The organism is Pseudosulfitobacter pseudonitzschiae (assembly GCF_900129395.1).
In the GTDB taxonomy this organism is placed as follows: domain Bacteria; phylum Pseudomonadota; class Alphaproteobacteria; order Rhodobacterales; family Rhodobacteraceae; genus Pseudosulfitobacter; species Pseudosulfitobacter pseudonitzschiae.
Genome location: NZ_FQVP01000010.1, coordinates 93,658 through 117,945, shown reverse-complemented (window position 1 = coordinate 117,945; position 24,288 = coordinate 93,658). Strand labels below are relative to the sequence as shown.

The following is a 24,288-nucleotide window of genomic DNA, read 5'->3' as shown; positions in this document are numbered from 1 at the left end:
CCTACACCGCCAACGTAATCATGATGTCCATGGGGTTCATCCTCATGGGCCTGCAAATCACCGGCTACTTCGTAGCCACCTGAGAGTTTAGGAGACCAAAATGTTTAACGCAAAAAAACCGAGCCTTGATGAGCTTCCCAGCTCCGCGCAGCTTATCCGTTCCACTGCCATTGCGGCGGCCAGCGCCGTTGCGATCCTTGTGACCGTCGTGCTGCCTGCCGAATACAACATCGACCCGACCGGGATCGGCGGGGTTCTCGGGCTGAGCGAGATGGGGGAGATCAAAGCCCAGCTTGCGGAGGAGGCCGAAGCCGACAGGCTGTTGGAGATCGAAGCCGAAGAGCAGTCGAGCCTTATGAACGATATCTTTGGACTCTTTGTCGGCACGGCACATGCACAGGAGGCCGAAGTCTGGCGCGACGAAACCACCTTTACGCTGGCACCCGGCGACAGCGCCGAGTGGAAGCTGGTCATGGAAGAGGGCCAGACAGTGGAATACCGAATGCTGGTCGATGGCGGTCGGGTGAATTTCGACATGCACGGCCACGGCGGCGGTCAGTCGGTGACCTATGAAAAGGGCCGCGGTTCGACCGGCGACGAGGGCGAGATCATCGCGGCATTTGACGGCGAACACGGATGGTTCTGGCGGAATCGGGACAGCCAGCCCGCAACCGTGACTGTCCAGGTGCGCGGCCAATACACCGAATTCAAAGACGCAAGTTGACACGAGGGCAGCCACCCGCATGAAAAGATGCGGGTGGCTGCCTGGCTCCGAAACAGACCTTGGATGAGTCCGCAGTCTCGCCTCAGATTTTCCCCTGAAACCAACCTCGGGCATCCGTTGGCCAATCAGTGAGTACCCACGTGGCAATGTCACGCCTATGTTACAGGATACTTCTTGACCTCCCCCTACTGGAAGCTTGCATAAGAATTGCATGATCCGCGTTTTTCGCCTCATTTTGATTCTTGCATTGAGCTTCGGTGCCGTGGTTGCGCCGGATGTATCGGCAGCGAATGCGGCTGAGGCAGCAATGGTTCAGATGGTGGGCGCCGAAAGCGCGGACGACCATTGCGGCGGATGCGATCCGATCGGATTTGCTGACGGGATATCCTGCGAGGGTGGGTGTACGGTCCCATGTGGCGCGGGAAGTTCGGCCGGTATCGTAGCTCGTACGTCAGCGATGACGCTTGAGATGGCCTTCGGTGTTGTCATCCCGGTCGCGGGACCTGTGATCCCGATTGGCGCGATTCCCTCGCTTGATCCATTCCCTCCCAAGCTGCCTGTCTGAACCTGATAACGGCCTAGCTTATTGCGGGGCCTGACCGTTGCCTTGGCCGAAGCTGGCTGAGCGCGACCCCTTCAGATCAAGGCAGAAGTGATGACCCTCAACAGACTGATTTCACGACGGCACGTGCTGCGCACCGGTGCCGCTTTCACGGCCATATCCGCTCTGTCACCGGCTCGAGTAGCGATGGCAAGTCCGACAGAGGACCCATTCTTGCTACGCGCTGCGGCCGGACAAGCCGCCCTGCGACCGGCACCCTACGGCTCTACCGACGTCTGGAGCTACAATGGATCCCTCCCCGGCCCCGAGATCCGGGTGCGGCAGGGAGACCGAATTCGGGTTCTGGCCCGGAATGGGCTAAATGAGGGGACGACGGTCCACTGGCATGGCATTCGCACACCCAATGCGATGGATGGTGTGCCGTTCCTAACACAGGACCCGATCCCCGTCGGTGGCGATTTTCTCTATGAATTCGATGCACTGGATGCTGGCACGTTCTGGTATCACCCGCACCAACGCAGTTCCGAACAGGTCGGACGCGGGCTTTACGGGCCGCTGATCGTCGAGGAAGCAAACCCGATCCGCGTAGATCGCGATCTGACCTGGATGCTCGATGACTGGCGGATGACCGGCGACGGACAGATTGCGACAGATTTCGGAAGTCGGCACGACGCCGCGCACGGCGGGCGTATCGGCAATTCCGTGACCATCAACGGCCAGATACCGGACCGCATCGCCGTGCGATCCGGAGAACGCATCCGCCTGAGGTTGGTCAACGCAGCCAATGCCCGGATATTCGGGCTGGATTTCGGGGGGCTTGCGCCGGTCGTGGTCGCTCTGGACGGTCAACCCGTGGCACCTCATGCACCAGACAGTGACGCCGTGGTGGTCGGCCCGGCCATGCGTGTCGATCTGGTGATCGACATGACCGGCAAGCCCGGAGAGAGCGTGACCGTCACCGATGTCTTCTACAGGGATCTGGAATACCGTCTGGTCGATCTCGCCTACGGGCCTGACAGGCTGCGGGACAGTGTGCCGGATTGGTCGATGGACCTGTCGCCCAACCCGCTGGCCGAACCGGATATGGCGTCGGCTGCGCGGCATCAGATCGTCTTCAACGGCGGCATGATGGGGCAGATGATGATGGGCGGCGGCATGGGGTCCATGATGGAGCAGATGCGCGAAGGCAACATGTGGTTCATCAACGGCAAAGCAGCAACGGGGCACATGATGGATCCCTTGCTGGTCCTGCCGCAGGGCACGTCGCATGTGCTGCAGATGGACAATCGCACCGCGTGGCATCACCCGATGCATTTTCATGGACATTCGTTCCGTGTGATCACACGGAACGGGCAACCGACACGGCACCGCGAATGGCAGGACACCGTCCTGATGGCGCCCGAGGAACGGGTCGAGATCGCCTTCGTGGCGGACAATCCGGGAGACTGGATGTTCCATTGTCACATCCTGGAGCACCAGGCGGCCGGCATGATGGGCATCATACGTGTCGATCCTGGCACGACCAAAACCTGAAACAATCTCACGTAACGATCACCACGAAAGGAAAGAACCGATGAAGAAACTAATTGGACTTGCCAATCTTGGCACCGCAGGTGCTGCCGCTATACTTGCAATGAGCCTGAATGCCGCGCCTGCCGCAGCGCAAGAGGCCACGCTCTACAAGAACCCGCAATGCGGATGCTGCGAGAGCTATGCGGACTACCTGCGCGAGAATGGCTTCACAGTCGAGGTGAAGCCGACCCACGATCTGGCTCAGATCAGCCGTGATGCAGGTATCCCGGACGATTTTCAGGGCTGCCATACGACCTTTCTGGAAGACTACGTCGTCAGCGGTCATGTGCCGGTCAATGTCGTCAACAAGTTGCTTGATGAGCGCCCGGACATTGTCGGCCTGACACTTCCCGGCATGCCGTTGGGATCGCCGGGTATGGGGGGTGCGAAGCAGGAACCGTTCAAGATTTACACCGTCGAAGAAGGTGTGAACCCGACCGTCTATGCGGTCGAATGATCAATTGCGCGGTCTGGTGCGATCCCGTGCCTGACCGGTTTCAAGGGAAAACAAAGGATGAAGTGCATGATGATGGATGGTGGAATGATGGGTGGCGGCATGATGATCGCGATGGGACTGGTTTGGTTACTCATCGTGGCGGTGCTGGTGCTCGCGGCAATCGCCTTGGTCAAATACATCCGCTCGGACAGCGGAAAATAGAAATGCGCCAAGATGCGGAATGAGGGCGACAGCAACGGCGACGGCCTGTTGTCGATGGGGATTGGTCTGGGGGCGTCCGTCCTGCTTGTCGTGGCATCGATAGTCGCACTCTCGTTGTATTTGGATAGCCAGAAGAAGGCACAAGCGACATGAAAATTACCATTAGGCTCGCAGCACTTTTGCTGGCTGCAACGGTCTTGCCCGTTTCGGCGCAGGATGACTCGCTCGCGGGCGAACGCCTTTATCAGGAGAATTGCGCCAGTTGCCATGGCGCAAACCTGGAGGGGCAGCCCGATTGGCGCTCCAGATTGCCGAACGGCCGGTTGCCTGCCCCGCCGCATGACGCCTCGGGCCATACTTGGCACCATACGGACCGCGTGCTTTTGGACATCGTGAAGCGCGGAACGGCGGCGATTGTCGGGAATGGCTATGAAAGCGACATGCCCGGTTTCAAGGAGGTGCTGACGGATGAAGAGATCACGGCGATCATCGATTACATCAAGAGCACATGGCCCGATCGGATCCGCGCTTCGCAGGAAAGCCGTACCCTTGCGGATGAGCAGGTGCAGCCATGACGCAAGAGGTCGTCAGCAAAATCGACCCCGTACCGCGGCGCAGGATCTCCGGGTTTGTGCTGGTGCCGCTGATAGCTTTTGCCCTCATGGTCTTGTTCGGCTGGGGGCTTTTCAGGGGCGGCGACGACTTGCCATCGGCGCTTCTCGACAAACCTGTGCCGGAGTTTGCGCTTGCTCCGGTGCTCCGCCGCGAGGAAGGTCTTTCGACGCAGGACCTGATCGGCCATGTCTCGCTGGTGAACGTCTTTGCCTCGTGGTGTGTGCCCTGTCGGGCCGAACACCCGCTGTTCATGGAGCTGAGCGCCACCGGTGAGGTGCCGCTCTACGGGATCAACTACAAGGACCCACCCGAGCAGGCGCGCGCCTGGCTCGACGAATTGGGCGATCCCTACGCGCGCATCGGGGCCGACATCGACGGACGTGCTGGCATCGAATGGGGCGTTTACGGCGTGCCCGAAACCTATGTCATCACGTCCGACGGCACCATTGCCTACCGCCATGTCGGCCCCATCACGCGAGCGATTCTGGAGGAAACCCTTTTGCCGATCGTCCGTGATCTGAAAACCCAAGCTGGCAAGGAGCCAACGCCATGAAATATCTCAAAACGGCGCTGCTCGTCTGGGCATTGTCCGTCGGCACGGCGTTTGCCGGGCCGCAAGGCTTCGCACTGCACGACACGCCGCAGCCGGTGATCAATGTGCGCTTCGAGACCGAGGACGGCAGCCGTGGGGACATGGAGGATTTTCGTGGCAAGGTGATCCTCGTGAACGTTTGGGCAACCTGGTGCGTCCCCTGCCGGGAAGAGATGCCGACGCTGGATGCACTTCAGGCGGAACTTGGCGGCGACCGTTTCGAGGTCGTCGCCCTGTCCATCGACAGGGCCGGGTCGCCCGTCGTGCGGCGGTTCTACGACGAGATCGGTGTCAACAATCTCAAGATGTATGTCGACAAGACCATGCTGTCGATGACCGCGCTGCGCACCGTCGGTCTGCCGACAACGATCCTGATCGACGCGCAGGGGCGGGAGCTTGGGAGACTGGTCGGCCCGGCCGAATGGGATGATCCCGAGATGGTCTCCTTCTTGCGAGGCTTTATCGAATAAGCGCCCCTGAAAGAGCGCCGCCCGCCCTTGACCGCCCAGTTATCAGAATGACCAGTACTCAAACGTCAGAAGGATTTTCCGGATGACCGACATATCATCTTCCAACGATGCGGGTGCCGCCGACATCGAAAGCGCAGGCAATTGGCCCCGGTGGTTGACGCGCAGACGACTGCTGTTCGTCGGTGCGGCAACCGTTATGGGCGGCGGCATGGCGCTGAACTGGGGATGGCTCACCGCGATCGGTCTCGCGCCTGTCTTGGTTTCGCTGGCACCCTGTGCCGCGATGTGCGGGCTTGGTCTGTGCATGAAGGGCGGGTCTGGCGGGAAATGCGACGATGCGGGTGGTGGCAAGCCCCATCAATCCGAAAGGTGATGCAGTTGATTGTCTATCTGACCCGGCGCGCCGCCTTGGCGACATTTGCGGCCACGATCTCCTTTCCGGCCTCCGCCGATCATCCGGGTGAAAATCTGGATGCGCGGATGTTCGAGATGGAGCCATACTTCCAGGCCATCGACGCAGCACAGGCCCCGGATTTCGAGTTGCAGGATGCGGAGGGCAATCCTGTGCGCTTGGCGGATTTCAGCGACAAGGTCGTCATCCTGCATTTCATCTACGCCAACTGCCCGGACATCTGCCCGCTCCATGCGGAAAAGATCGCGGCGGTCCAGGCTTCGATCAACGACGGGCCGATGAGGGATCTGGTGCAATTCATCTCGATCACAACCGATCCCGTGAATGACACGCCTGACGTTCTGCGCGGGTACGGGGACCGGCATCGGTTCGATCCGACCAACTGGGTCATTCTGACCAAACGGCCTGATCAGGCTGACGACGCAACGCGCCTTCTGGCGCGGAACTACGGGCTGGAGTTCACGATAGCGGACGACAGCGACATGATGATGCACGGTGCGGTCACCCATGTCGTGGATATCGGGGGGCGGTTTGCCGCAAAGTTCCATGGCATGGAATTCAAGAATGTGAACCTGATCCTCTATGTCAGCGAGTTGATCAACAATGCCCAGCACCGACGCCGGGAACGCGGTTGGTGGGACCGGCTGACGGGGGCGTTTCAATGAGTAATGCTGCGATTGGCGTCATGCAGTCCGCGCCGGATAGAATTTCCCTGACAGCACTCCGTCGATATTTTTCGGTGATCATCCCGGCTAATCTGATCTGGGAGTTCGCCCACATGCCGCTCTACACGATCTGGAACGAGGGCACCTGGGGTGAGATCGCCTTCGCCGCGGTTCATTGCACGGGTGGCGACATCCTGATTGCCATGAGCGCGCTGATGCTTGCCTTGATGCTGACCGGCCGCGGCTGGCCCTTCGTGGCGCCGACACGACGATCGGTGACCGTCCTGACAATATTGTTCGGTTTGGGATATACGCTGTTCAGTGAATGGCTCAACATCGTGATCCGCGCGGCTTGGGCCTATTCGGACCTGATGCCGATCATTCCGGTCCTCGATGCAGGGTTGTCGCCGGTACTGCAATGGATCGTAATCCCGCTGATTGCCTTCTGGTGGGCATCACGGCCCTTCAGCGGACATGGTAACGCATGATGGATATTTCCGGCATCGGCATCGTCGCGGCGTTTCTGGCGGGAGCCATTTCGTTCCTGTCGCCCTGCGTCCTGCCGCTGGTGCCGGGCTATGTCTCCTATATTGCGGGCCAGCCGGATTTGCGCACGACACGGTCGGTCGGTCTGCGGGCACGCGCCGGGGCACTTGGGCTAAGCGCCTGTTTCGTTTTGGGATTTTCCACGGTCTTTGTCGCGTTGGGTGCCGGGGCCAGCGCGCTCGGGTCGCTGCTTCTGTCCTGGCGCACTGAGCTCAACTATCTGGGCGGGGCGATCATCATCCTGTTCGGACTGGTCATGCTGGGTGCCTTCCGTCTGGAAGCGTTCTCGCGTGACACCCGCTTCACACTCGACATTCCGGGGGGTCGCCCGCTCGGAGCCTACGTCCTGGGCTTGGCCTTCGCGTTTGGATGGACGCCGTGCATCGGACCGATCCTTGGCGCGATCCTGACACTCAGTTCGACTTCCGGCGGCATGTCGGACGGCATTTGGCTGCTGTCGATCTATTCCGCCGGGCTAGGCGTGCCGTTCCTGCTGGCCGCGCTGTTCACCGACGCCATCGCCGCGCGGGTCAGACAGATCGGCAAGGCCGGTCGCTGGCTCTACAAGGGCGCAGGCGTCGCCATGATCATCATGGGCGTTGCCATCATGACCGGCCAATTGTCCCGGTTTGCCTACTGGCTTCTGGGAACCTTCCCATTCCTGGCTTCAATCGGTTAATTTTCCTTGGCGTTTCTGAGGTGAAGCCAGATCAGTATTGCCCCGATGACGAGAAATATCAGGTTGAGGAAGAACGTGTAGTCGATGCTGAACCGGACCATTTCCTGAAGCGAGGGCCGCTCGGTCGGGATCATCCCTACGAGAGCAAACAGGTAATGCACCGTAATTCCCGCAGCGACCATGCACAGGTACAGCAAGCCTGAAAGATAGAGCGCATACTGCCAGCCATAATACTTTGCGTGCACCCATATCACCGTGGCAGCAACAAGATCGGCTCCGAGAAAGGCGATCACGCCTCCGAACGACGCATCACGCGACCAGAGCATCGCGGCCAGGGGGACATTGCCCATCGACCCGATGAAGGTGAAGAAAGCGACGACCGGTGCCACCAGCGCGTTTTCGAGAACGATCAGGAAGCCCGGCGCGTCCTGCGCACCGCCATCTGCGACCAGGAAGATCGCGTTCCAGAAGCTCTGCGGCACAAAGACGGAAATGAATCCCGCGACCGTGAAGCCGAAGAGGATCTCCTTCCAGACCATCTTCCATTCCATGAAGAAAACGCGGGCGATCCGGTCCCATCCTTCGCGGGACAGCAGTTTGTCGCGGAACGATCCCTTCATGGTCTGGTCGGTGTCCATACCTTCGTCGGACTGGGCCTTCTCCGCATGCTCTTTTTCGCTTTCGACAAACGACCTTGGAAGCCACATCAGGGAGAGGGCATAGGCGTAGATCGTCATCAGGATGCCAAGCAGGAAATTCGCCACCATGAATTTCCAGCCCAGCAGGACCAGAAGGACGATTCCAAGCTCGATCACCAGATTTGTCGATGAAATCAGGAAGGCGATCGAATTGACCGGATGCGCACCTTTCACGAGGATCGAACGCGACGCGGCAAGAGCCGCGAAGGAACAGGACGACGACACGAAACCAAAGGAGCCGGCAATGCTTGGCTTCCTGGCACCACGATCACCCAGAACACGCGCCATCTGATCCCGTGTCACGAAGATTTGGATGCCTGCGGAGATGATATAGCCGAAGATCAGCGCCCAGAGCGCCTTCCAGAGCATGCCCGCCCCGGTCGTGAATGCTTCGACTATCTGGTCCATTCAGCTTGACCTTTTTCGCAGTGCTGTCTGACCTGCGCACCTGTCGGGAGAACGGGTCTGAGGGATGTGAAAAAGGCACCCGCCTTTCAGCCGATCAGATAGACCCTGATCGGCATCCAAATCCCCATGACCATCATCATCAGGTTCTCCGTGAGCGAGACAAAGCCAAGCGGCACATTGCTGTCACCGCCGACACAGGCGCATTTCAATTCACGCTTGTCGATATAGACCGCCTTGAAAACCGATACTGCGCCAACAGTGCCGATGAACAGGGCCACCGGTGCCGAAAGCCAGGTCAGCGCCCCGGCGACCATGAGGATGCCTGCGAACGCCTCTCCGAACGGATAGATCTTGCCATATCGCACCCACCGACGCGCCAGCAGGTCGTAGTTCAGGAACATGGTCGAAAAGCTTTCGACATCCTGAAGTTTTTGTACGGCCAGAAAGCACATCGAGATGGAAATGAACCATTCCAGGGCGCGCAGGGTAATAATGGTCTCGAAGCTGTACCACGACAAACCGAGCGCCATCAGGAACGCGACGGCAAAGATCGCAATCACCGGCTGATAGGATGTGTCCGAGCGTTCGTCTTCGGGCGCATCCATGCCGAAATGGACCCGAAGGTCGTCATATCCGCCGATCCGCTCGTCGCCGATCCAGGTTTGCGGGGTGGTTTCGACGCCGTGCTCTTCCATGAACGCGTCGGTTTCCTCACGCGTGGTCAAAGGGTGATCCTTGACTTCAAAACCCTTGCGCTCCAGCAGGTCCTTGGATTTGAGCCCATAGGGACAGAGGTGGTCGGGCATCACCATCCGGTAAAGCTTGGCTGTCTGGGTTGTGTCTCTTGGCAGGTCATATCCTCCGTTTCAGGGTTCAGGCGTCGCAGCCATAATAGCCGCGATAGCCTGCCCGCAGGCCGGCATCGAGCTCGAGCACGAGGTTGGCGTCCTGCACTTCACCACTGTTTTCCAGCGCCGCAGCCCCGTCCGGCGCACTGAGGGCCACGGACATTCCTTCGGTGCGCAGGGTGCCGGTTCCGTCGGTTGAACCAAGACGCACCAGATCGCCGCTGATCTTTGCCAGCGCCGCCGGGGCGCCATCGATCTGTCCTGCGGCAAGCACAGGTTTGCTGGTCGCGGTATACTTGAAGGTGCAGATGGCCCCATCCGGGAAAAGCTGCGCGATCTCGTCGCCGGTCAGGAATTCCAGATCGAGGATAGCGATTTCGGCGGATGAGAGCGCCTCGTTCAGATCGACGATGCGGGCCGGACCATCCGGGCTCTCATCGGCCGCGTCACCATTCGCGTCGATGTCATTCACCAGATACCGCATCTCGGCGATTTCCTTGTCCTGGGCAAAGATGATCTCGTCAGCCAGTTTGCGCACCCGCGGGTCAGAAATGTTGGCGCGGCTCGACGTCATGATCGCGATCGAATGGTGCGGGATCATCGCGCGCATGTAGCTGGTATCGCCAACGGTTACCTGGCTCCGGACCAACCAGAGGGATCCGGCAAACACCACAGCGCCGCCAATGAAGATGGCAGCGTTGATCGCCTTGCTGGAGTACATCGACAGCATGAAGCCCAGCATGATGATCGACATTGTGGCCCCCATCAGCACGGCCATATAGGCGCGTGTTTCGGACCAGAAGATATGGCTCAGCAGATAGGTGTTGAGATACATTAGGATGAACATCACCACCGTGGATGTGGCGATCATCGCGAAAAAGCGTATGTATGTCATTGGAAACCTCCAGTCTCGAAAAATTGATGTCCTATAGAAGGAACAACATTGCTGCGCTGGAATGTTCCGTAGTTTTCGGGAAAGTTCGGCTTTTGCAGACGTCAGAGCTATCCGGACGCCTTGCTGATACTGCCCGCCTTTTGTTCCATCGCCAGATCGGCCAAGATGGGGCAATCGGGGCGGTGATCACCCGCGCATGCATCCACAAGATGCGACAGCGTCGCGCGCATTTCGGTTAGTTCAGCGATCTTGCTGTCAATCCGATCAAGATGCTCTTCGGCAATCTGCTTCACCTCGGCACTGGCGCGGTCAGTATCGGCATAAAGCTTCAGCAGGCTCCGGCAATCCTCGATGGTGAACCCAAGGGCCCGTGCCCGGGCGAGAAAGGCCAGCTTGTGCACGTCGCTTTGCCGAAAGCTGCGATAGCCATTTGAACTGCGCAGCGGTTCGACAAGACCGATGTCTTCGTAGTAGCGGATCGTTTTGGCGGGAAGGCCGGAAAGGTCGGCCACATCTCCGATGTTCATAATCGTTTCCTCCTTGAGTTCATTCAGCTGGAATCGGGGATGCCGAGGCTTCGGAGACGGGGCGCGCCGTTTCGTCCATCGCCGGGCGCACGCGGCGCAGCCGCAGCGCATTCGTCAGCACGAAGACAGAGCTGAGCGCCATCGCACCTGCTGCCAGAACAGGTGAGAGCAGAAGTCCTGACACCGGATAAAGCACGCCCGCCGCAACCGGGATCAGGGCGACGTTGTATCCAAATGCCCAGAAAAGGTTCTGGCGGATGTTGCGCATGGTGCTCCGCGACACCTCGAGGGCGTTCACGACGCCGCGCAGATCGCCGGACATCAGCACCACATCTGCGGATTCGATGGCCACGTCGGTGCCGGTGCCGATAGCGATACCCACGTCCGAATGGGCGAGCGCGGGTGCGTCGTTGATCCCGTCGCCAACGAACGCGATGCGCTGGCCGGTGCCCCGCAGATCGTCCAGCGCCGCCACCTTGCCGTCGGGCAGAACGCCCGCGATCACATGGTCTATCCCGGTTTCGCGGGCGATAGCCTCTGCCGTTTCGCGCTTGTCACCGGTGATCATGGCCACCTTCAGTCCCTGTGCGTGCAAGGCGCGGATTGCAGCGGCGCTGGACGGCTTCACCGGATCGGCTACCGCGATGACGGCGGCGACACGACCGTCGATTGCCGCGAAAAGTGCGGTGCGGCCCTGTTCGGCCAGTCGGCGCTCCTCGTCGGCCAGGTCGCCGATCTTCAGCCCCTCGCGGGTCATCAGGCGGTCGGCCCCGACAAGCACCTCGCGGCCCGCCACCCTGGCCCGCACGCCGTAGCCGGTGATGGATGCGAAATCCATGACGTCATGCCGCGCGACGCCCTCGACCTTTGCCGCGCGCACGATTGCCTCGGCGATCGGGTGTTCCGATTGCGCCTCGACAGCGGCGACCAATGCCAGCACCTCGGCGCGGTCAAAGCCGTCCGCAAGCACGAGATCGGTCAGTTCCGGGCGGCCCTGGGTAACCGTTCCGGTCTTGTCCAGCGCCACAACATCCACGCTGGATAGCTGTTGCAAGGCATCGCCCTTGCGAAAGAGCACGCCCATCTCGGCGGCACGTCCCGTGCCGACCATGATCGACGTCGGCGTGGCGAGCCCCATCGCGCAGGGGCAGGCGATGATCAGCACGGAGACGCCGGCCACCAGCGCAAAGGACAGCGCGGGCGAAGGACCGACCAACAGCCAGACAATCACCGTCAACAGCGCCAATGCCATGACCGCGGGCACGAACCAGAGCGTGATCCGGTCCACCAGGCCCTGGATCGGCAGCTTGGCGCCCTGTGCCTCTTCGACCATCCGGATGATCTGGGCCAGTGTCGTGTCGGCACCCACACGCGTCGCGCGGAAGTGGAAGGCACCGCTGCCGTTGACGGTGCCGCCGGTGACGGGATCGCCCACGGATTTGGCGACCGGCACCGGTTCGCCGGTGATCATGCTCTCGTCGACACGGGCACTGCCTTCGGTCAGTTCGCCATCCACTGCGATCCGCTCGCCAGGGCGCACGATCAGAATGTCGCCCGCGACGATGCGGTCGATGGCCACATCCTGCGGCTCGCCGTCAACCAGCACACGGGCTGTCTTGGCCTGAAGGCCGAGCAGTTTCTGTATCGCAACCCCGGTCCGGCCCTTCGCGCGGGCCTCCAGCCAGCGGCCCAGAAGGATCAGCACCACGATGACTGCCGCCGCCTCGAAATAGACCGCGCGCGATCCCGCGGGCAGCAGCGTCGGTGCGAAAAGCGCCACGAGCGAATAGATATAGGCCGCCGATGTGCCAACCGCGACAAGACTGTTCATGTCCGGCGCGCCTTTTAAAAATGCCGGGAAACCGCGTGTGTAAAACGTACGTCCCGGCCCAAACAGGACAGCCGTGGTCAACACGAACTGGATCATCCAGCTGGCCCGATGGCCAATGGTGTCGCCGATCAGACCGTGCATGCCGGGGATCAGATGTGCGCCCATCTCGAGCAGGAACACCGGCAGGGCGAGGGTCGCCGCCACGACAGTCCGTCGTGCCAGAACCCGCGCCTCTTCGTTCCTACGGGCTCCTGCGTCTTCGGATGAACTGTCTTCGGCCTGCGTGGCGGGGTAACCCGCGTCGCTGGCCGCCTTGATGAGGTCGGCAACCGCGACCGCGCCCTCCAGGTAGGTGACCGTAGCGGTTTCCGATGCCAGGTTGACGTTCACGTCCAGCACGCCCGGCAGCACTGCCAGAGCCTTGTCCACCCGACCGACGCACGAAGCACAGGACATGGATGCGATGTTCAGACGAACGCTTCGGGTACGGGCCGGATACCCGATCTCATCAAGGGTTGTCGCAATTTCGGCAATGCGCTCCGGTGCGTCGATCTGCGCCTGGGCGGTCTCGTTGGCGAGATTGACGCGGACATTGCTGACCCCCGGCAGAGCCGTGAGGCCACGTTCCACGCGCCCGACGCAGGAAGCGCAGGACATGTTTTGCAGCGAAAGCTGAAGGGTGCGCGGATCCGACATGAGAATCTCCTTGATCTGATCCTCCTATAGATAGGGCCTCCAGTTACTGGAAGGTCAACAGCCATGTTGAGTAAAATTCTGGCCATTGACCTTCCCATGCAGGAACGCCTTACATGCATGTCTTCAAAGGAGACTGCGATGTTCAGATTCAGCGTACCGAACATGAGTTGCGGCCATTGTACCGCTTCTATCCAAAAGGCCATCATGGCTGCCGACCCGGATGCAACGGTTTCGTGCGATCTGACTGCACGTATCGTCGACGTCAACAGCACCCTGGGTGAAACTGCATTGGCCGCAGCGATCCGCGATGCGGGCTACAGGTCTGAGAAGCTGGCAGAGGTTCAGTAGCCAAGATGCGTCAGCAACGCTCTGCTGAACGGAAATAGCGGCTCTCTCTATGTCGCTGATATGCAACATTCTCTGACAGCAGCGGCCAAAACTCGCCGGTTTCAAAAAAAGCGACGAACCTTCCTGCGCAGGACGGATTGACTGTACTGCATGGGTATCCGATGTTCGCGGCATGAGCTTTCGAGTTTTCATATCAAGCTGGTCAAGGGCGTTTACGTGCATTGCGTTTGCGCTGGCATTGGTATTGTCACCACCTTCTGCCGCTCACGCGGCGTCCGGCATGCATGACGGACATCAAGCCAAGTCTATTGTTGTCGTTGGTGCCGCCATGACTCATGACACCGGAAGCGATGCGCATCACGCGCATGAGAAGCTTAGGGTCGCAAGCGACATCGCAGCGTCCGACAAGGATGGCAAAGAGCAACAATCCCAAGAGTGTTGCAACGGTATCTGTATTTCTGTCGTCTTCCTCGAAGACACCAAGATCGAAGCAGAGCCGGTTGGTACAAGTGAATATGTCATTCTCGACGGTCAAACGTATTCGGTGGAAACAGCAGGGTTCCTGCGGCCCCCTCGATTCCTGATCTGAACCGACGCCCAAAACGGGTGTGAGCCTTGCGCAGAGTCTGCGTGAGACAACGTTCATCAATCAGGTTACGTTCATGAAAATTCATCTACTTATGGGGGCTTCGGCCCTCGGGCTTGGCGCATGCGCCTATGAGCCCACCCCGTTGCCGTCCGTCGCGACCCAACAGGCCGTCGCCAACACGGCAGTTTCATCGCTGATCAGCTATCAGGACCCCTTGGCGGGCTACACCTACCGCGGCCCCACAGGTCCCCGCGACTGGCGTTCCGTCAATCAAGAACAGACGGAGGGCAACTGATGCGGGTATCGAAGTTTCCGCTGGTTTTCGGCTTTCCGCTAATCTTGGGTGCCTGTGCTGCAGCTGTACCGGGCATCTACACGGAACCAAAAGCTGGCTTCGCCAACATTTCCAGCCAGGTCACACCAGCCATCGGCAAACGGACAGCCTTCGCCGAAACCCAGGCCGAAAACGAGGCCTTGAAGAAGCAGGTGCACGCAATGGTGCACCGCAAGACCATTTCGGCGGACACCGCCGTTCAGGTCGCGCTTCTGAACAACAAGGGTTTGCAGGCGTCATATGCGAATGTCGGCCTATCCGCCGCTGAGGCCTGGCAGCAATCGACCCCGGAAAATCCGATCGTCGCGATCGGTGTACTGGGCATCGGTGCGCCCGAACTAGGTGCCTACAGGGCGATCGAGGGACTGATACGGTCGAATGTGCTCGATGCCACCACTCGCAAGCAGCGTACGGCCATTGCAGACGCAAACTTCCGGCAGGCTCAACTGAGCGCCGTGAACGAAACACTCGCACTGGCCAATCAGACGCGGAAGGCATGGGTCGATGCCGTAGCTGCCTTCGAGGCCGTGAGCTATCTGCGCCGTGCGAAAGCGACCTCTGACGCCGGATCGGAATTGGCGATGAGGCTTGGCGAGACCGGCGCGCTGAACAAAGCCGGGCAGGCCCGTGAACAGGCCTTCAACGCCGAACTCGCCGGACAACTTGCCCAGGCACGCCTGAATGCTACCCGGTCCAAGGAGCAGCTGACCAGGCTCATGGGGCTGTGGGGCACCGAAGTCGACTATTATGTGCCCGATGCCCTTCCTGCGCTGCCGCGTTCCGTCGGCCGTGTGACTGACATCGAAGCGAAAGCATTGCGAAATCGGGTTGATCTGCGCGTTGCCAAACTTGGCCTGGAAGCACAGGCCAAAGCGTTTGGTCTGACTGATCAGACTCGCATTATCAGCGATCTCGAATTCATTGCCGGGTTCGAAGCGGAGCGGGAGGTTGAGGACGGAGAAACGGAGACCGTAACCACCCCTCAGGTGGAGGTGGAGTTCGCAATCCCGATCTACGACACCGGCAAGGCCCGGATGCGCAAGGCGGAATTGTCTTACCTGCAAGCAGCCAACGTGCTGGCAGAGAGAGCTGTCAATGTCAGGTCCGAAGCGCGTGGCGCTGAAGCCTCCTATCACGCCGCATATAAGATCGCCCGCCACTATCGCGACGTTCTTGTGCCTCTACGCACGACCGTCGAAGAAGAAGGGCTGCTGTCTTATAACGGCATGATCACCAACACTTTCGAGCTGCTGACAGATGTGCGCGAAAAACTTGGCGCATCGCTGGAAGCGGCAAACGCAAAACGCGAATTCTACATGGCACAGGCTGATCTGACCGCTGCGATCTATGGCGGTGGCGACGGCGGTGGTGCTGGTGGAGAAGGCGCGACACTTGCCGCCGGTGGCGGCGCAGGACACTGAAAGGAACTGACATGTTGAACAGACGTCAATTACTCGGAGCCGGCGCGGCAGGTGCAACGCTGGTCTCTTCGAAAGCCTGGGGTCAAACCCTGAACATGGGTTTGCCCGAAGCCGCGCAGATGGACAGTGCGGCTACGGCGATCACGGCGCGTCCCAATTCCGGGCCGGACTACACACCTGTGGTCACATTGAACGGGTGGACCCTGCCGCACCGGATGAACAACGGGGTGAAAGAATTTCACCTCGTGGCCGAACCGGTAGAACGCGAGCTGGCCGATGGCATGATCGCGCATTTGTGGGGCTACAACGGCCAATCCACCGGCCCGACGATCGAAGCTGTCGAAGGCGACAGGGTGCGCATCTACGTCACCAATAAGCTGCCGGAAGGCACAACGGTACATTGGCACGGGCTGATTCTCCCCTCGGGCATGGATGGGGTCTCCGGGTTGAGCCATCCCAGCATCCCACCGGGCAAAACCTTCGTCTATGAATTCGACTTGGTGAAGTCCGGAACGTTCATGTACCACCCCCACGGCGATGAAATGACCCAGATGGCGATGGGGATGATGGGCATGTTCGTGGTCCACCCCAAGGATCCCACATTCATGCCGGTAGATCGTGATTTCCTGATCATGCTGAACGCTTTCGACATCGATCCAGGGACCTATGTACCCCGCATCATGACGATGACGGATTTCAACCTTTGGACCTGGAACAGCCGGATCTTCCCCGACATCGATCCGCTGGTCGTGAACAAGGGCGACCGGGTGCGAGTGCGGGTTGGGAATCTTACGATGACGAACCACCCGATCCATATGCACGGCTATGACTTCAAGGTCACCTGCACGGATGGCGGCTGGGTGCCGCCTGAAGCACAGTGGCCGGAGGTGAGCATCGACATTCCCGTAGGTGCGATGCGCGCCTACGAATTCACAGCTGATCATCTGGGTGATTGGGCGATCCATTGCCACAAATCTCACCATACGATGAACGCTATGGGCCATGACGTGCCGACGTTCATCGGGGTGAACAAGAAGCCGCTGACCCAGAAGATACGTCAATTCCAGCCGGAATACATGCCGATGGGCATGTCCGGCATGGGGGACATGGCAAAAATGGAAATGCCGCTGCCTGACAATACCATCCCGATGATGACGGGTTGGGGCCCGTACGGACCCATCGAGATGGGCGGCATGTTTTCGGTCGTGAAGGTGCGAGACGGCATCGACGCGGACGATTACTCCGATCCCGGCTGGTACGAAAATCCTCCGGGCGAGATGGCCTACGAATGGACCGGCGAATTACCCGAATTTGCCTCCAACAACAGCCCCAAGACCATTCTCACACCGAAACCAACCTCGAAGGGCTGAGCGGCCCTTCGTCAACTCCAACCAAACCAACCTACAGGACAATAAAATGAGAAATCTTCTTTTGACGACAAGCTTTGCGATCGCGTTATCAGCACCGGCCTTTGCTGCAGGTACACACGACGGTGGGCATGGGGAGAACAAGCCGGCCGCAATGATGGTCGGCATGCCGGGTGACGCCGCCAAGGTGGATCGTACAATCGACGTCACTTTGCTCGAAAACGATGAGGGCCAGATGCTGATCGAGAGTGAGCCGATGGATATCAAGGAGGGCGAAACCATCCGCTTCAACATCACCAACAAGGGTGAGCTGGAGCATGAATTCGTCCTCGACACTGTAGAGCGTAATGCCGAGCATAAGATCGAAATGGCCAAGATGGACATGGAACATGACGATCCGAACCGTATTCGTCTCGATGCGGGCGCCTCGGGCGAGGTTGTGTGGACTTTCGCAAATTCTGGTACGTTCGAAGCGGCGTGCCTGATCCCTGGCCACTACGAATCCGGCATGCACCGTGAGGTCGCAGTCGGTGACCAGATGGCTCAGGCTGACGTGGAATACACGAGCGGGACCATCAAGAAAATCGACGCCAAAGCCGGCAAGGTCACAATTATCCACGGCCCTCTCGTCAACCTGGATATGCCCGCAATGACCATGGTGTTCCGCGCCGATGAGGCGATGGTGGCCAAGATGGCGGAAGGTCAGGACATCGAGTTCGTTGCCGACCGGGTCAAGGGTAAACTGACCGTCACGCAGATGAAGTAACTACTAACAATGGGGCCGGGGGTAAACACTCCGGCCCCATCGCTTTGAGGCTTGGCCCGAGCAAGCAAGAAGATCACAAAAAATCAAGCGCTACGGAGGTAGCCGAGCATGACGAATTTCCTGAGAACCTGCACCATCGCCCTTGCGCTTGTCCTTCCGGCTTTTTCAGTGGGCGCTTCCAGTGGCAAGGGCCAGCAGCCTCACGCGCGTGCATTCGAAGTGCCTGGCCATGATCCGATCGGGAGGCCCGGTGATGGCTCCTCAATCGACAGGACGATTGAATTGTCCATCAGGGAGACAGAAAGCGGCTACATGCTTTTCGAGCCGGACGCACTCCACATCGAGAGCGGTTCAGTTGTCCGCTTTTTGGTCAGCAATCTGGGCGGGCTGGAACACGAGTTTTTTCTCGGCTCCTTTGACGAGGTTGCAGAACACCAGCAGTGGATGCGCGAACATCCCGAAATGCAACATGACAACGCCAATTCAGTTTCGATCCCTAGTGGGCAAAATGCAGAGTTGATCTGGGAGTTCTCCGATATGACCAACTTGGAGTTCGTATGCTTGATCCCCGGCCACCGGGAAGCGGGCATGTGGGGCGTCATCATCGTGCACGATCACCTTGCGCCGAAATCCAAAGGTTAGACATTTTCAATGTCACTCTTGGATAGGTATCACCTGCTTGTACACGACATAGCTGCCGCCTTTGGGTACGACTACAACGATGTCACGCCAGACTGGGTGCACCCGTTCATTCATCTCATACTGGTCTTGGCCCCCGCGCTGCTGATCACCGTTGGCTCATATCTTGCTATTCGCGGCATTCTGAAGCTTTGGAAGTACCGCAGCACGCCTGCGATCCACCCAGAGCCCATACGAGGGCTCGAAGGAAGTCTTTTCAGCACCGTCTTGCGCTATTCAAGAAGGCAGCAGGCGTTGATGATCGTGGTTAGCCTCATCGCGATGCCTATACTCTATCTGACTTTGGAACTGCCAAAACAGATCGTAAACAACGCTCTGGATTCTGGCCGTTTCCCAGTTGCCGTTTTGGGACGAGACGTCGACCAGGTCGTTTTCCTCATGCTTCTTTGCGGTCTCTACCTTTTGGCTATTATCCTGAATGGGCTAAACAAATATGGCCTTAACGTCTTCAAAGGGTATGTCGCCGAGCGTTTTCTGCGGCGCTTCCGCCTGCTGGTCTATCGGCAATGGCGCAGCGATCCAGACTCCCAAAACCAGAGCGAAATCGTCCCTATTCTCGCGCAGGAAGTCGAGCCCATAGGTGGCTTTGCGGCAGATGTCCTTACGCTGCCAATCCTGCAAGGCGGTACGCTTTTGACGATCCTGTTTTTCATGTTCGTTCAGGACCCTGTCTTGGGTGCCGCAGCACTGACCGTACTGCCAATTCAGCTCGTGCTGCTGCCCAAGCTGCAGCGCCGGGTCAACGCGCTTTCGCGCACCAGGATCAAGGAAGTCCGACAGCTTGGCAGGCAGCTGAGCGATCAATTGCGCGAACGTCAGGTCAATCCTGCCGGGCTGCTCCCAGCGAGTGCAAGCTTCAGAGAGCTTGAGCACGTGCGCAGGAAGATCTTCCGCCTGAAGTTCTTCATCAAGGCCCTCAACAATTTTCTGACCGCGCTGACGCCATTCCTATTCTACTCTTTGGGTGGATATTTTGTCATCGAAGGTCGCATTACACTCGGCGCGTTGGTGGCCGTCCTGGCAGCACACAAGGACTTCTCGGCACCGCTGAAAGAGCTCTTCAGTTACTATCAGACGCTGGAAGACACGCGGATCCGGTACCAGGAAATCACGACCTTTTTCACTGGATCGATTCAGCGATCGGGGAAAGCTCAGGCAGACAACCCCAAGCTGGAAGAGGTCAGCCAATTCGAGGAAGCTACACTGAGTTACCCGGCTTTGTCTGTGAAGAGACAGGGGGCGATCGCAACATCATGAAGGAGTCTGATAGAATGAGATGTGCAGCGATATTTTTTGCTCTGGTCGCCGTTGCTGCGGCGGGATGGTATTTCAAGCAGCAGACCGACTCCCAAACGGGCACCCAAACCGGCGAAAGCATGGCGCTTCCCGCAGGCGCACTTGCAGCCGTCAATTTGCCCTCCAGTTTTACAGAGCAGGAGCAAATCGGCGCAAGCGCTTATGATGCGGTATGTGCCGCCTGCCACGGCCTGAACGGGCAAGGCCAGGATGGCATCGCTCCACCGCTTGTTCACAAAATCTATGAACCGAGCCACCACGGCGACATGGCGTTTGTCCTCGCGGCGCAAAATGGAGTTCGGGCGCATCATTGGAAATTTGGTAACATGCCAGCGGTTGAAGGCGTGACGCGATCAGATATTCTCGATATCGTGGCTTACATTCGTGTATTGCAGCGTGCCAACGGGATAAACTGAGCCGTTTCGACGGACAAAAGGGTGGGATTTGGTTCCCGATCAACTACCAATGGGTTCGCCGCAACATGGCCACGACTAGTGGGGATAATTCTCTGTATGAGTAAGTGTCTCGCTGCATCGATCCTGATCCTTGCTGCATTTTTCAGTTCTTTCCCTGCAACTCATGCCGAGGAAACCGCCCTCTTCAGATTGACCGACCGTGCAGCACCGGTCGGCATCAGTGCCCGTGAACCATCACTTGCAACCTTGCCGGATGGCCGGATCATATTGAGCTGGACAGAAGAAAACGGAGCCGAAGCGGAAGTTCGCATGGCCATACTCGATGGCAGTGAGTGGTCGGACGCTCGCACAATTCATAAATCGTCAAAGATTTACATCAACTGGGCCGATTTCCCATCGGTAGCGGTACTGGCCGATGGTGGACTGGCGGCACAATGGCTGAAACTGAATGGGGAAGGTGACTACCAGTATGACGTCAATATCGCTTTTTCCATGGATGAGGGCAGAAGCTGGACGGAACCGCTTATTCCGCACGATGACAGATCTCAACGCGAGCACGGTTTTGTTTCGTTAATTCCCGATCAGTTTGGCGGGTTGACGGCGCTGTGGCTGGATGGCCGGGAGTATGACAATCAGACAGAAGGCGAAAGCTTCGAGAATGCGATGCAGCTGCGCGCGCGACAGGTCGACTCTGACGGAGCGATGAAGCCAGAAAGCCTGTTGGACGCGCGCGCTTGTACTTGTTGTCAGACGTCCGCAGCGCGGACCGCCTCGGGCGATTTCGTGGCGGTCTATCGTGATCGAACCGCCGAGGAAATCCGCGATATTTCGATTGTCCGATCTATCGGAGGGGAATGGACGCAACCCCTCACTGTTCACAACGACGGATGGGAAATTGCCGGCTGCCCCGTAAATGGCCCAGCCATTGATGCGATCGGCGACAAGGCAACCGTCATCTGGTTTACTGCAGCATCAGACGAACCGAGGGTTCGTATTGCCTTTTCGGACGATGGAGGAATGCAGTTCGACGAACCGCTCCGCCTCGACCTCGGCGCGGCCTCGGGTCGGGTCGATGTTCTGCAAATGCTGGATGGAAGCGTTTTGGCACTCTGGATGGAATATGTGAGTGGCGGTGAGGCGATCGTTCTGTGCCATGTATCCCGTGGTACCGGATGCGCCGCGCCCCAGGCTCTCTACGTCAATCGGGGTGCTGGATCGGTCGGCTTTCCGCGAATGACACGCGGAGAAGCCGGTGCATTTGTGGCCTGGACCCAACCGACAGGAGCTTCAGACAGAAGCACCACAGTCCGCGTGGTCGAAGTTGCGCTGGCGCCATGAATTGCAGCGACCATTTGAATGTGCCCGTTCTTCCTTAATTCCGCTACACCTGCTCTGCGGCCCGGTCGAGAGGCCAATGATCCGCGGCGACAGTTTTCTTCAGGCTCCAGCCCTTGATGATACCGTAGACCGCCGGAATCACGATCAGGGTCAGTAAGGTGGACGACACCATCCCGCCGATCATCGGGACGGCGATGCGCTGCATGATTTCAGAGCCTGTGCCGTGCGCCCAAAGGATCGGCATCAGGCCCGCCATGATCGCTACAACCGTCATCATCTTGGGGCGCACTCGATCTACTGCACCCACCATGATCGCGGCGTAAAGTTCGTCGCGGGTCAGGTCCCGACCGTCCGCGCGGTCACGCGCTTCATTCAACGCCTGATCGAGATAGATCAACATGATCACCCCGGTTTCAGCCGCCACCCCGGCCAGCGCGATAAACCCGACGGCCACCGCAACTGACATATTGAAGCCCATGAACCACATGAGCCAGATGCCACCTACCAAAGCGAAGGGCAGCGACAGCATCACGATCAAGGTTTCCGTCAGGCGGCGGAAGTTTAGGTAAAGCAGCAGGAAGATCAGCGCCAGTGTCAGCGGCACAACGGTGGCCAGCCGCTGTTTCGCACGTTCAAGATATTCGAACTGGCCGCTCCAGCCCAGGGAATAGCCAGGTGGCAGGGTGACGGAGGTCGCGACTGCCGCTTGAGCTTCCGCCACGTAGCCGCCTAGATCGCGTCCGATGATATCGACGAAGATATAGACGGCAAGCTGTCCGTTTTCGGTCCGGATCGAAGTGGCGCCACGGGTGCGTTCGATGGTGGCCACATCTCCCAGCGGAATGGTGCCTCCGTCCGGCAGTGCAACCTGAACCTCACGCCCGATGGCCTCCGGATCTGACCTCAGGGTCGCCGGATAACGCACAGCGACGTCGTAGCGCTCGCGGCCCTCGACGGTCTGCGTGATCGCCTTGGCTCCCAGGGCCATGCCGATCACCTCTTGCACATCCTGCACCGACAGGCCGTAGCGGCCAAGCGCCGTACGGTCCGGGGTGATGTCGAGGTAATAGCCGCCGATCACCCGTTCGGCATAGGCGCTGGTCGTTCCGGGCACCGTGCGTACCACGGCTTCGACCTCGCGGGCGACCTTTTCCATCTCGGTCAGACTCGTGCCATAAACCTTGATGCCCACCGGCGTGCGGATGCCGGTGGACAGCATGTCGATGCGCGCCCGGATCGGCATCGTCCAGGCGTTCGATACGCCGGGAAATTGCAGGGCGGCATCCATTTCCTGCCGCAGGCTGTTGATTTCCACTCAGAAGTGACCCGGGCAGGCATATAATTTCCATTGAGGGGGCATCGTTGAGTGAACCCCAAATCAACTGGTCAACTCGCTGACCGTCTCTTCGCCCTTCAGCGCCTCTAATGCGGCCTTGGTCTTAAATTCTGGGCGATGCTGCTTCCGTTTCGACATGTCAGATCTCCTTCGTGTTGAAGATCAGCAGACTACAAATCGCAGCTTACGCCAGTGTCTGAATTTCGGGGAGCATCTCAGACGCTATCACTCGCCTGTAGAAAATCTCAGAATTACTGACCTCACATTTTTGTGATATTAAATTGGTTGAACCTCCAGTGGGTGAAGGTTGTAGAAACCGGAAAAGTTTAGTTTGAGGGTAGTGGAATGAGGTTTGTAAAAGATGCGGCTATCTCGCGGCGCAGTATCCTGCTTGGAGCAGCGGCGAGCGGCCTCACTCTGAAAGCGGGCACCGCATTTGCCCAAAACACGCCTCCGCTAGCATCACCGGTTGTACGTAGGAACTCGTCCGGTTTTGCTGTCGCGAATTGGGAGGATCACTTCGACAACCTGAAACATGGGGTAATACTCTGCGATATAGATTCCCGAGCGGTGCAGTATTGGTCCGAAGACCAAAGCGTTTATAAGCTTTATCCTTCCAGTGTGCCTGAGTCCGAAGATCTTACCAAACGCGGGTACACTAGCGTGATCAAAAAAGTGGAGGGACCAAGCTGGCGCCCAACTCCTTCAATGAAAATCCGCAATCCTGAATGGCCCGACTACTTTCCACCTGGTCCTGATAATCCTTTGGGCACGCACGCTCTCTACCTGTCATGGCAGTATTATCGCGTCCACGGGACAGGAGACACGCGGAAGATTGGCCGCCGATCATCAAATGGGTGCATTGGTCTTTATAACGAACATATCAAAGAATTGTTCGCTTTGGCCGAAGTAGGAACACAAGTGAAACTGTTTTGATTCCGCATGACTTGTTAAAGTCTGAGCTCGTGTACCAGGGCTCA

Annotated in this window: 29 protein-coding genes; 23 read left to right on the top strand and 6 right to left on the bottom strand. The window is 58.8% G+C overall.

Annotation, left to right across the window (positions count from 1 at the left end; genetic code table 11):
• Positions 1-100: 100 nt before the first annotated feature.
• From BUC08_RS21225 to BUC08_RS21175, 12 genes are all read left to right on the top strand, one after another.
• Positions 101-724, top strand: a complete 624-nt coding sequence (locus BUC08_RS21225; protein WP_037929504.1) for a hypothetical protein — start codon at positions 101-103, stop codon at positions 722-724.
• Between the two features lie 211 nt (positions 725-935).
• Positions 936-1,289 carry a hypothetical protein gene (locus tag BUC08_RS21220; RefSeq protein ID WP_037929506.1) on the top strand — a complete coding sequence of 118 codons (354 nt, stop codon included), beginning with the start codon at positions 936-938 and terminating at the stop codon, positions 1,287-1,289.
• A gap of 210 nt (positions 1,290-1,499) precedes the next feature.
• Positions 1,500-2,819 (top strand): multicopper oxidase family protein, encoded by a 1,320-nt coding sequence (locus tag BUC08_RS21215; RefSeq protein WP_223865962.1) that lies wholly within the window; start codon positions 1,500-1,502, stop codon positions 2,817-2,819.
• A gap of 40 nt (positions 2,820-2,859) precedes the next feature.
• A complete protein-coding gene (locus BUC08_RS21210) occupies positions 2,860-3,315 on the top strand; it encodes a DUF411 domain-containing protein (protein WP_037929510.1) in 456 nt (151 codons plus the stop codon).
• Positions 3,316-3,381: 66 nt separating this feature from the next.
• The gene (locus tag BUC08_RS25165) at positions 3,382-3,516 is read left to right on the top strand and encodes a hypothetical protein (RefSeq protein ID WP_007121580.1); all 135 of its coding nucleotides are present in this window, start codon (positions 3,382-3,384) and stop codon (positions 3,514-3,516) included.
• A 149-nt stretch (positions 3,517-3,665) separates the two neighbouring features.
• On the top strand, positions 3,666-4,091 hold the full coding sequence (locus BUC08_RS21205) for a c-type cytochrome (RefSeq protein WP_037929512.1): 426 nt from the start codon (positions 3,666-3,668) through the stop codon (positions 4,089-4,091).
• Complete coding sequence (locus BUC08_RS21200; RefSeq protein WP_037929514.1) at positions 4,088-4,684, top strand: DsbE family thiol:disulfide interchange protein; 597 nt, start codon at positions 4,088-4,090, stop codon at positions 4,682-4,684. The genes BUC08_RS21205 and BUC08_RS21200 overlap by 4 nt, the downstream gene beginning before the upstream one ends.
• Positions 4,681-5,193, top strand: coding sequence for a TlpA family protein disulfide reductase (locus tag BUC08_RS21195; protein WP_037929516.1), 513 nt, complete (start codon positions 4,681-4,683; stop codon positions 5,191-5,193). Before BUC08_RS21200 ends, BUC08_RS21195 begins: the two co-directional genes overlap by 4 nt.
• A gap of 82 nt (positions 5,194-5,275) precedes the next feature.
• Positions 5,276-5,566: a hypothetical protein gene (locus tag BUC08_RS21190; protein ID WP_037929519.1), complete on the top strand. Its 291-nt coding sequence runs from the start codon at positions 5,276-5,278 to the stop codon at positions 5,564-5,566.
• Positions 5,566-6,270 carry an SCO family protein gene (locus tag BUC08_RS21185; protein WP_037929522.1) on the top strand — a complete coding sequence of 235 codons (705 nt, stop codon included), beginning with the start codon at positions 5,566-5,568 and terminating at the stop codon, positions 6,268-6,270. Before BUC08_RS21190 ends, BUC08_RS21185 begins: the two co-directional genes overlap by 1 nt.
• On the top strand, positions 6,267-6,758 hold the full coding sequence (locus BUC08_RS21180) for a hypothetical protein (protein ID WP_081855445.1): 492 nt from the start codon (positions 6,267-6,269) through the stop codon (positions 6,756-6,758). The genes BUC08_RS21185 and BUC08_RS21180 overlap by 4 nt, the downstream gene beginning before the upstream one ends.
• Entirely contained in the window at positions 6,755-7,495 is a 741-nt protein-coding gene (locus BUC08_RS21175; protein WP_037929528.1) for a cytochrome c biogenesis CcdA family protein, read from the top strand. The genes BUC08_RS21180 and BUC08_RS21175 overlap by 4 nt, the downstream gene beginning before the upstream one ends.
• Here BUC08_RS21175 and BUC08_RS21170 read toward each other — a convergent pair.
• The 5 genes from BUC08_RS21170 to BUC08_RS21150 all read right to left on the bottom strand — a co-directional run bounded on the left by BUC08_RS21170 (position 7,492) and on the right by BUC08_RS21150 (position 13,398).
• Positions 7,492-8,601, bottom strand: coding sequence for a permease (locus BUC08_RS21170; protein ID WP_037929531.1), 1,110 nt, complete (start codon positions 8,599-8,601; stop codon positions 7,492-7,494). The two genes, BUC08_RS21175 and BUC08_RS21170, sit on opposite strands and share 4 nt — an antisense overlap.
• A gap of 86 nt (positions 8,602-8,687) precedes the next feature.
• On the bottom strand, positions 8,688-9,413 hold the full coding sequence (locus BUC08_RS21165) for a MauE/DoxX family redox-associated membrane protein (protein ID WP_037929534.1): 726 nt from the start codon (positions 9,411-9,413) through the stop codon (positions 8,688-8,690).
• A 61-nt stretch (positions 9,414-9,474) separates the two neighbouring features.
• Positions 9,475-10,344: a DUF305 domain-containing protein gene (locus tag BUC08_RS21160; RefSeq protein ID WP_037929537.1), complete on the bottom strand. Its 870-nt coding sequence runs from the start codon at positions 10,342-10,344 to the stop codon at positions 9,475-9,477.
• A 107-nt stretch (positions 10,345-10,451) separates the two neighbouring features.
• The gene (gene cueR / locus BUC08_RS21155; protein WP_037929540.1) at positions 10,452-10,871 is read right to left on the bottom strand and encodes a Cu(I)-responsive transcriptional regulator; all 420 of its coding nucleotides are present in this window, start codon (positions 10,869-10,871) and stop codon (positions 10,452-10,454) included.
• Positions 10,872-10,890: 19 nt separating this feature from the next.
• Complete coding sequence (locus BUC08_RS21150) at positions 10,891-13,398, bottom strand: heavy metal translocating P-type ATPase (RefSeq protein ID WP_037929542.1); 2,508 nt, start codon at positions 13,396-13,398, stop codon at positions 10,891-10,893.
• A gap of 63 nt (positions 13,399-13,461) precedes the next feature.
• Between BUC08_RS21150 and BUC08_RS21145 the strand changes: the two genes are divergently transcribed.
• The 10 genes from BUC08_RS21145 (at position 13,462) to BUC08_RS21100 (ending at position 21,972) form a co-directional block, all read left to right on the top strand.
• The gene (locus tag BUC08_RS21145; protein WP_397467004.1) at positions 13,462-13,746 is read left to right on the top strand and encodes a heavy-metal-associated domain-containing protein; all 285 of its coding nucleotides are present in this window, start codon (positions 13,462-13,464) and stop codon (positions 13,744-13,746) included.
• 172 nt (positions 13,747-13,918) lie between these two features.
• A complete protein-coding gene (locus BUC08_RS21140) occupies positions 13,919-14,335 on the top strand; it encodes a hypothetical protein (RefSeq protein WP_037929545.1) in 417 nt (138 codons plus the stop codon).
• A 73-nt stretch (positions 14,336-14,408) separates the two neighbouring features.
• The gene (locus BUC08_RS21135) at positions 14,409-14,630 is read left to right on the top strand and encodes a hypothetical protein (protein ID WP_223865963.1); all 222 of its coding nucleotides are present in this window, start codon (positions 14,409-14,411) and stop codon (positions 14,628-14,630) included.
• Entirely contained in the window at positions 14,630-16,090 is a 1,461-nt protein-coding gene (locus tag BUC08_RS21130; protein ID WP_037929551.1) for a TolC family protein, read from the top strand. Before BUC08_RS21135 ends, BUC08_RS21130 begins: the two co-directional genes overlap by 1 nt.
• Positions 16,091-16,101: 11 nt before the next feature.
• Entirely contained in the window at positions 16,102-17,460 is a 1,359-nt protein-coding gene (locus BUC08_RS21125; RefSeq protein ID WP_114276243.1) for a multicopper oxidase family protein, read from the top strand.
• 46 nt (positions 17,461-17,506) lie between these two features.
• Positions 17,507-18,223 (top strand): copper-binding protein, encoded by a 717-nt coding sequence (locus BUC08_RS21120; RefSeq protein ID WP_037929554.1) that lies wholly within the window; start codon positions 17,507-17,509, stop codon positions 18,221-18,223.
• A 108-nt stretch (positions 18,224-18,331) separates the two neighbouring features.
• Positions 18,332-18,865 (top strand): cupredoxin domain-containing protein, encoded by a 534-nt coding sequence (locus BUC08_RS21115; RefSeq protein ID WP_037929557.1) that lies wholly within the window; start codon positions 18,332-18,334, stop codon positions 18,863-18,865.
• A gap of 9 nt (positions 18,866-18,874) precedes the next feature.
• Positions 18,875-20,179 carry an ABC transporter transmembrane domain-containing protein gene (locus BUC08_RS21110; protein WP_037929560.1) on the top strand — a complete coding sequence of 435 codons (1,305 nt, stop codon included), beginning with the start codon at positions 18,875-18,877 and terminating at the stop codon, positions 20,177-20,179.
• A gap of 14 nt (positions 20,180-20,193) precedes the next feature.
• Complete coding sequence (locus BUC08_RS21105) at positions 20,194-20,634, top strand: c-type cytochrome (protein ID WP_009820142.1); 441 nt, start codon at positions 20,194-20,196, stop codon at positions 20,632-20,634.
• 96 nt (positions 20,635-20,730) lie between these two features.
• Positions 20,731-21,972, top strand: a complete 1,242-nt coding sequence (locus BUC08_RS21100; protein ID WP_037929566.1) for a sialidase family protein — start codon at positions 20,731-20,733, stop codon at positions 21,970-21,972.
• Positions 21,973-22,015: 43 nt separating this feature from the next.
• Here the strand turns inward: BUC08_RS21100 and BUC08_RS21095 are convergent, their stop codons facing one another.
• Positions 22,016-23,287 (bottom strand): efflux RND transporter permease subunit, encoded by a 1,272-nt coding sequence (locus BUC08_RS21095; RefSeq protein WP_234973785.1) that lies wholly within the window; start codon positions 23,285-23,287, stop codon positions 22,016-22,018.
• A 366-nt stretch (positions 23,288-23,653) separates the two neighbouring features.
• On the opposite strand from BUC08_RS21095, the gene BUC08_RS21090 reads away from it, so the two are divergent.
• Positions 23,654-24,244: a L,D-transpeptidase gene (locus BUC08_RS21090; protein WP_073194507.1), complete on the top strand. Its 591-nt coding sequence runs from the start codon at positions 23,654-23,656 to the stop codon at positions 24,242-24,244.
• Positions 24,245-24,288: the final 44 nt, after the last annotated feature.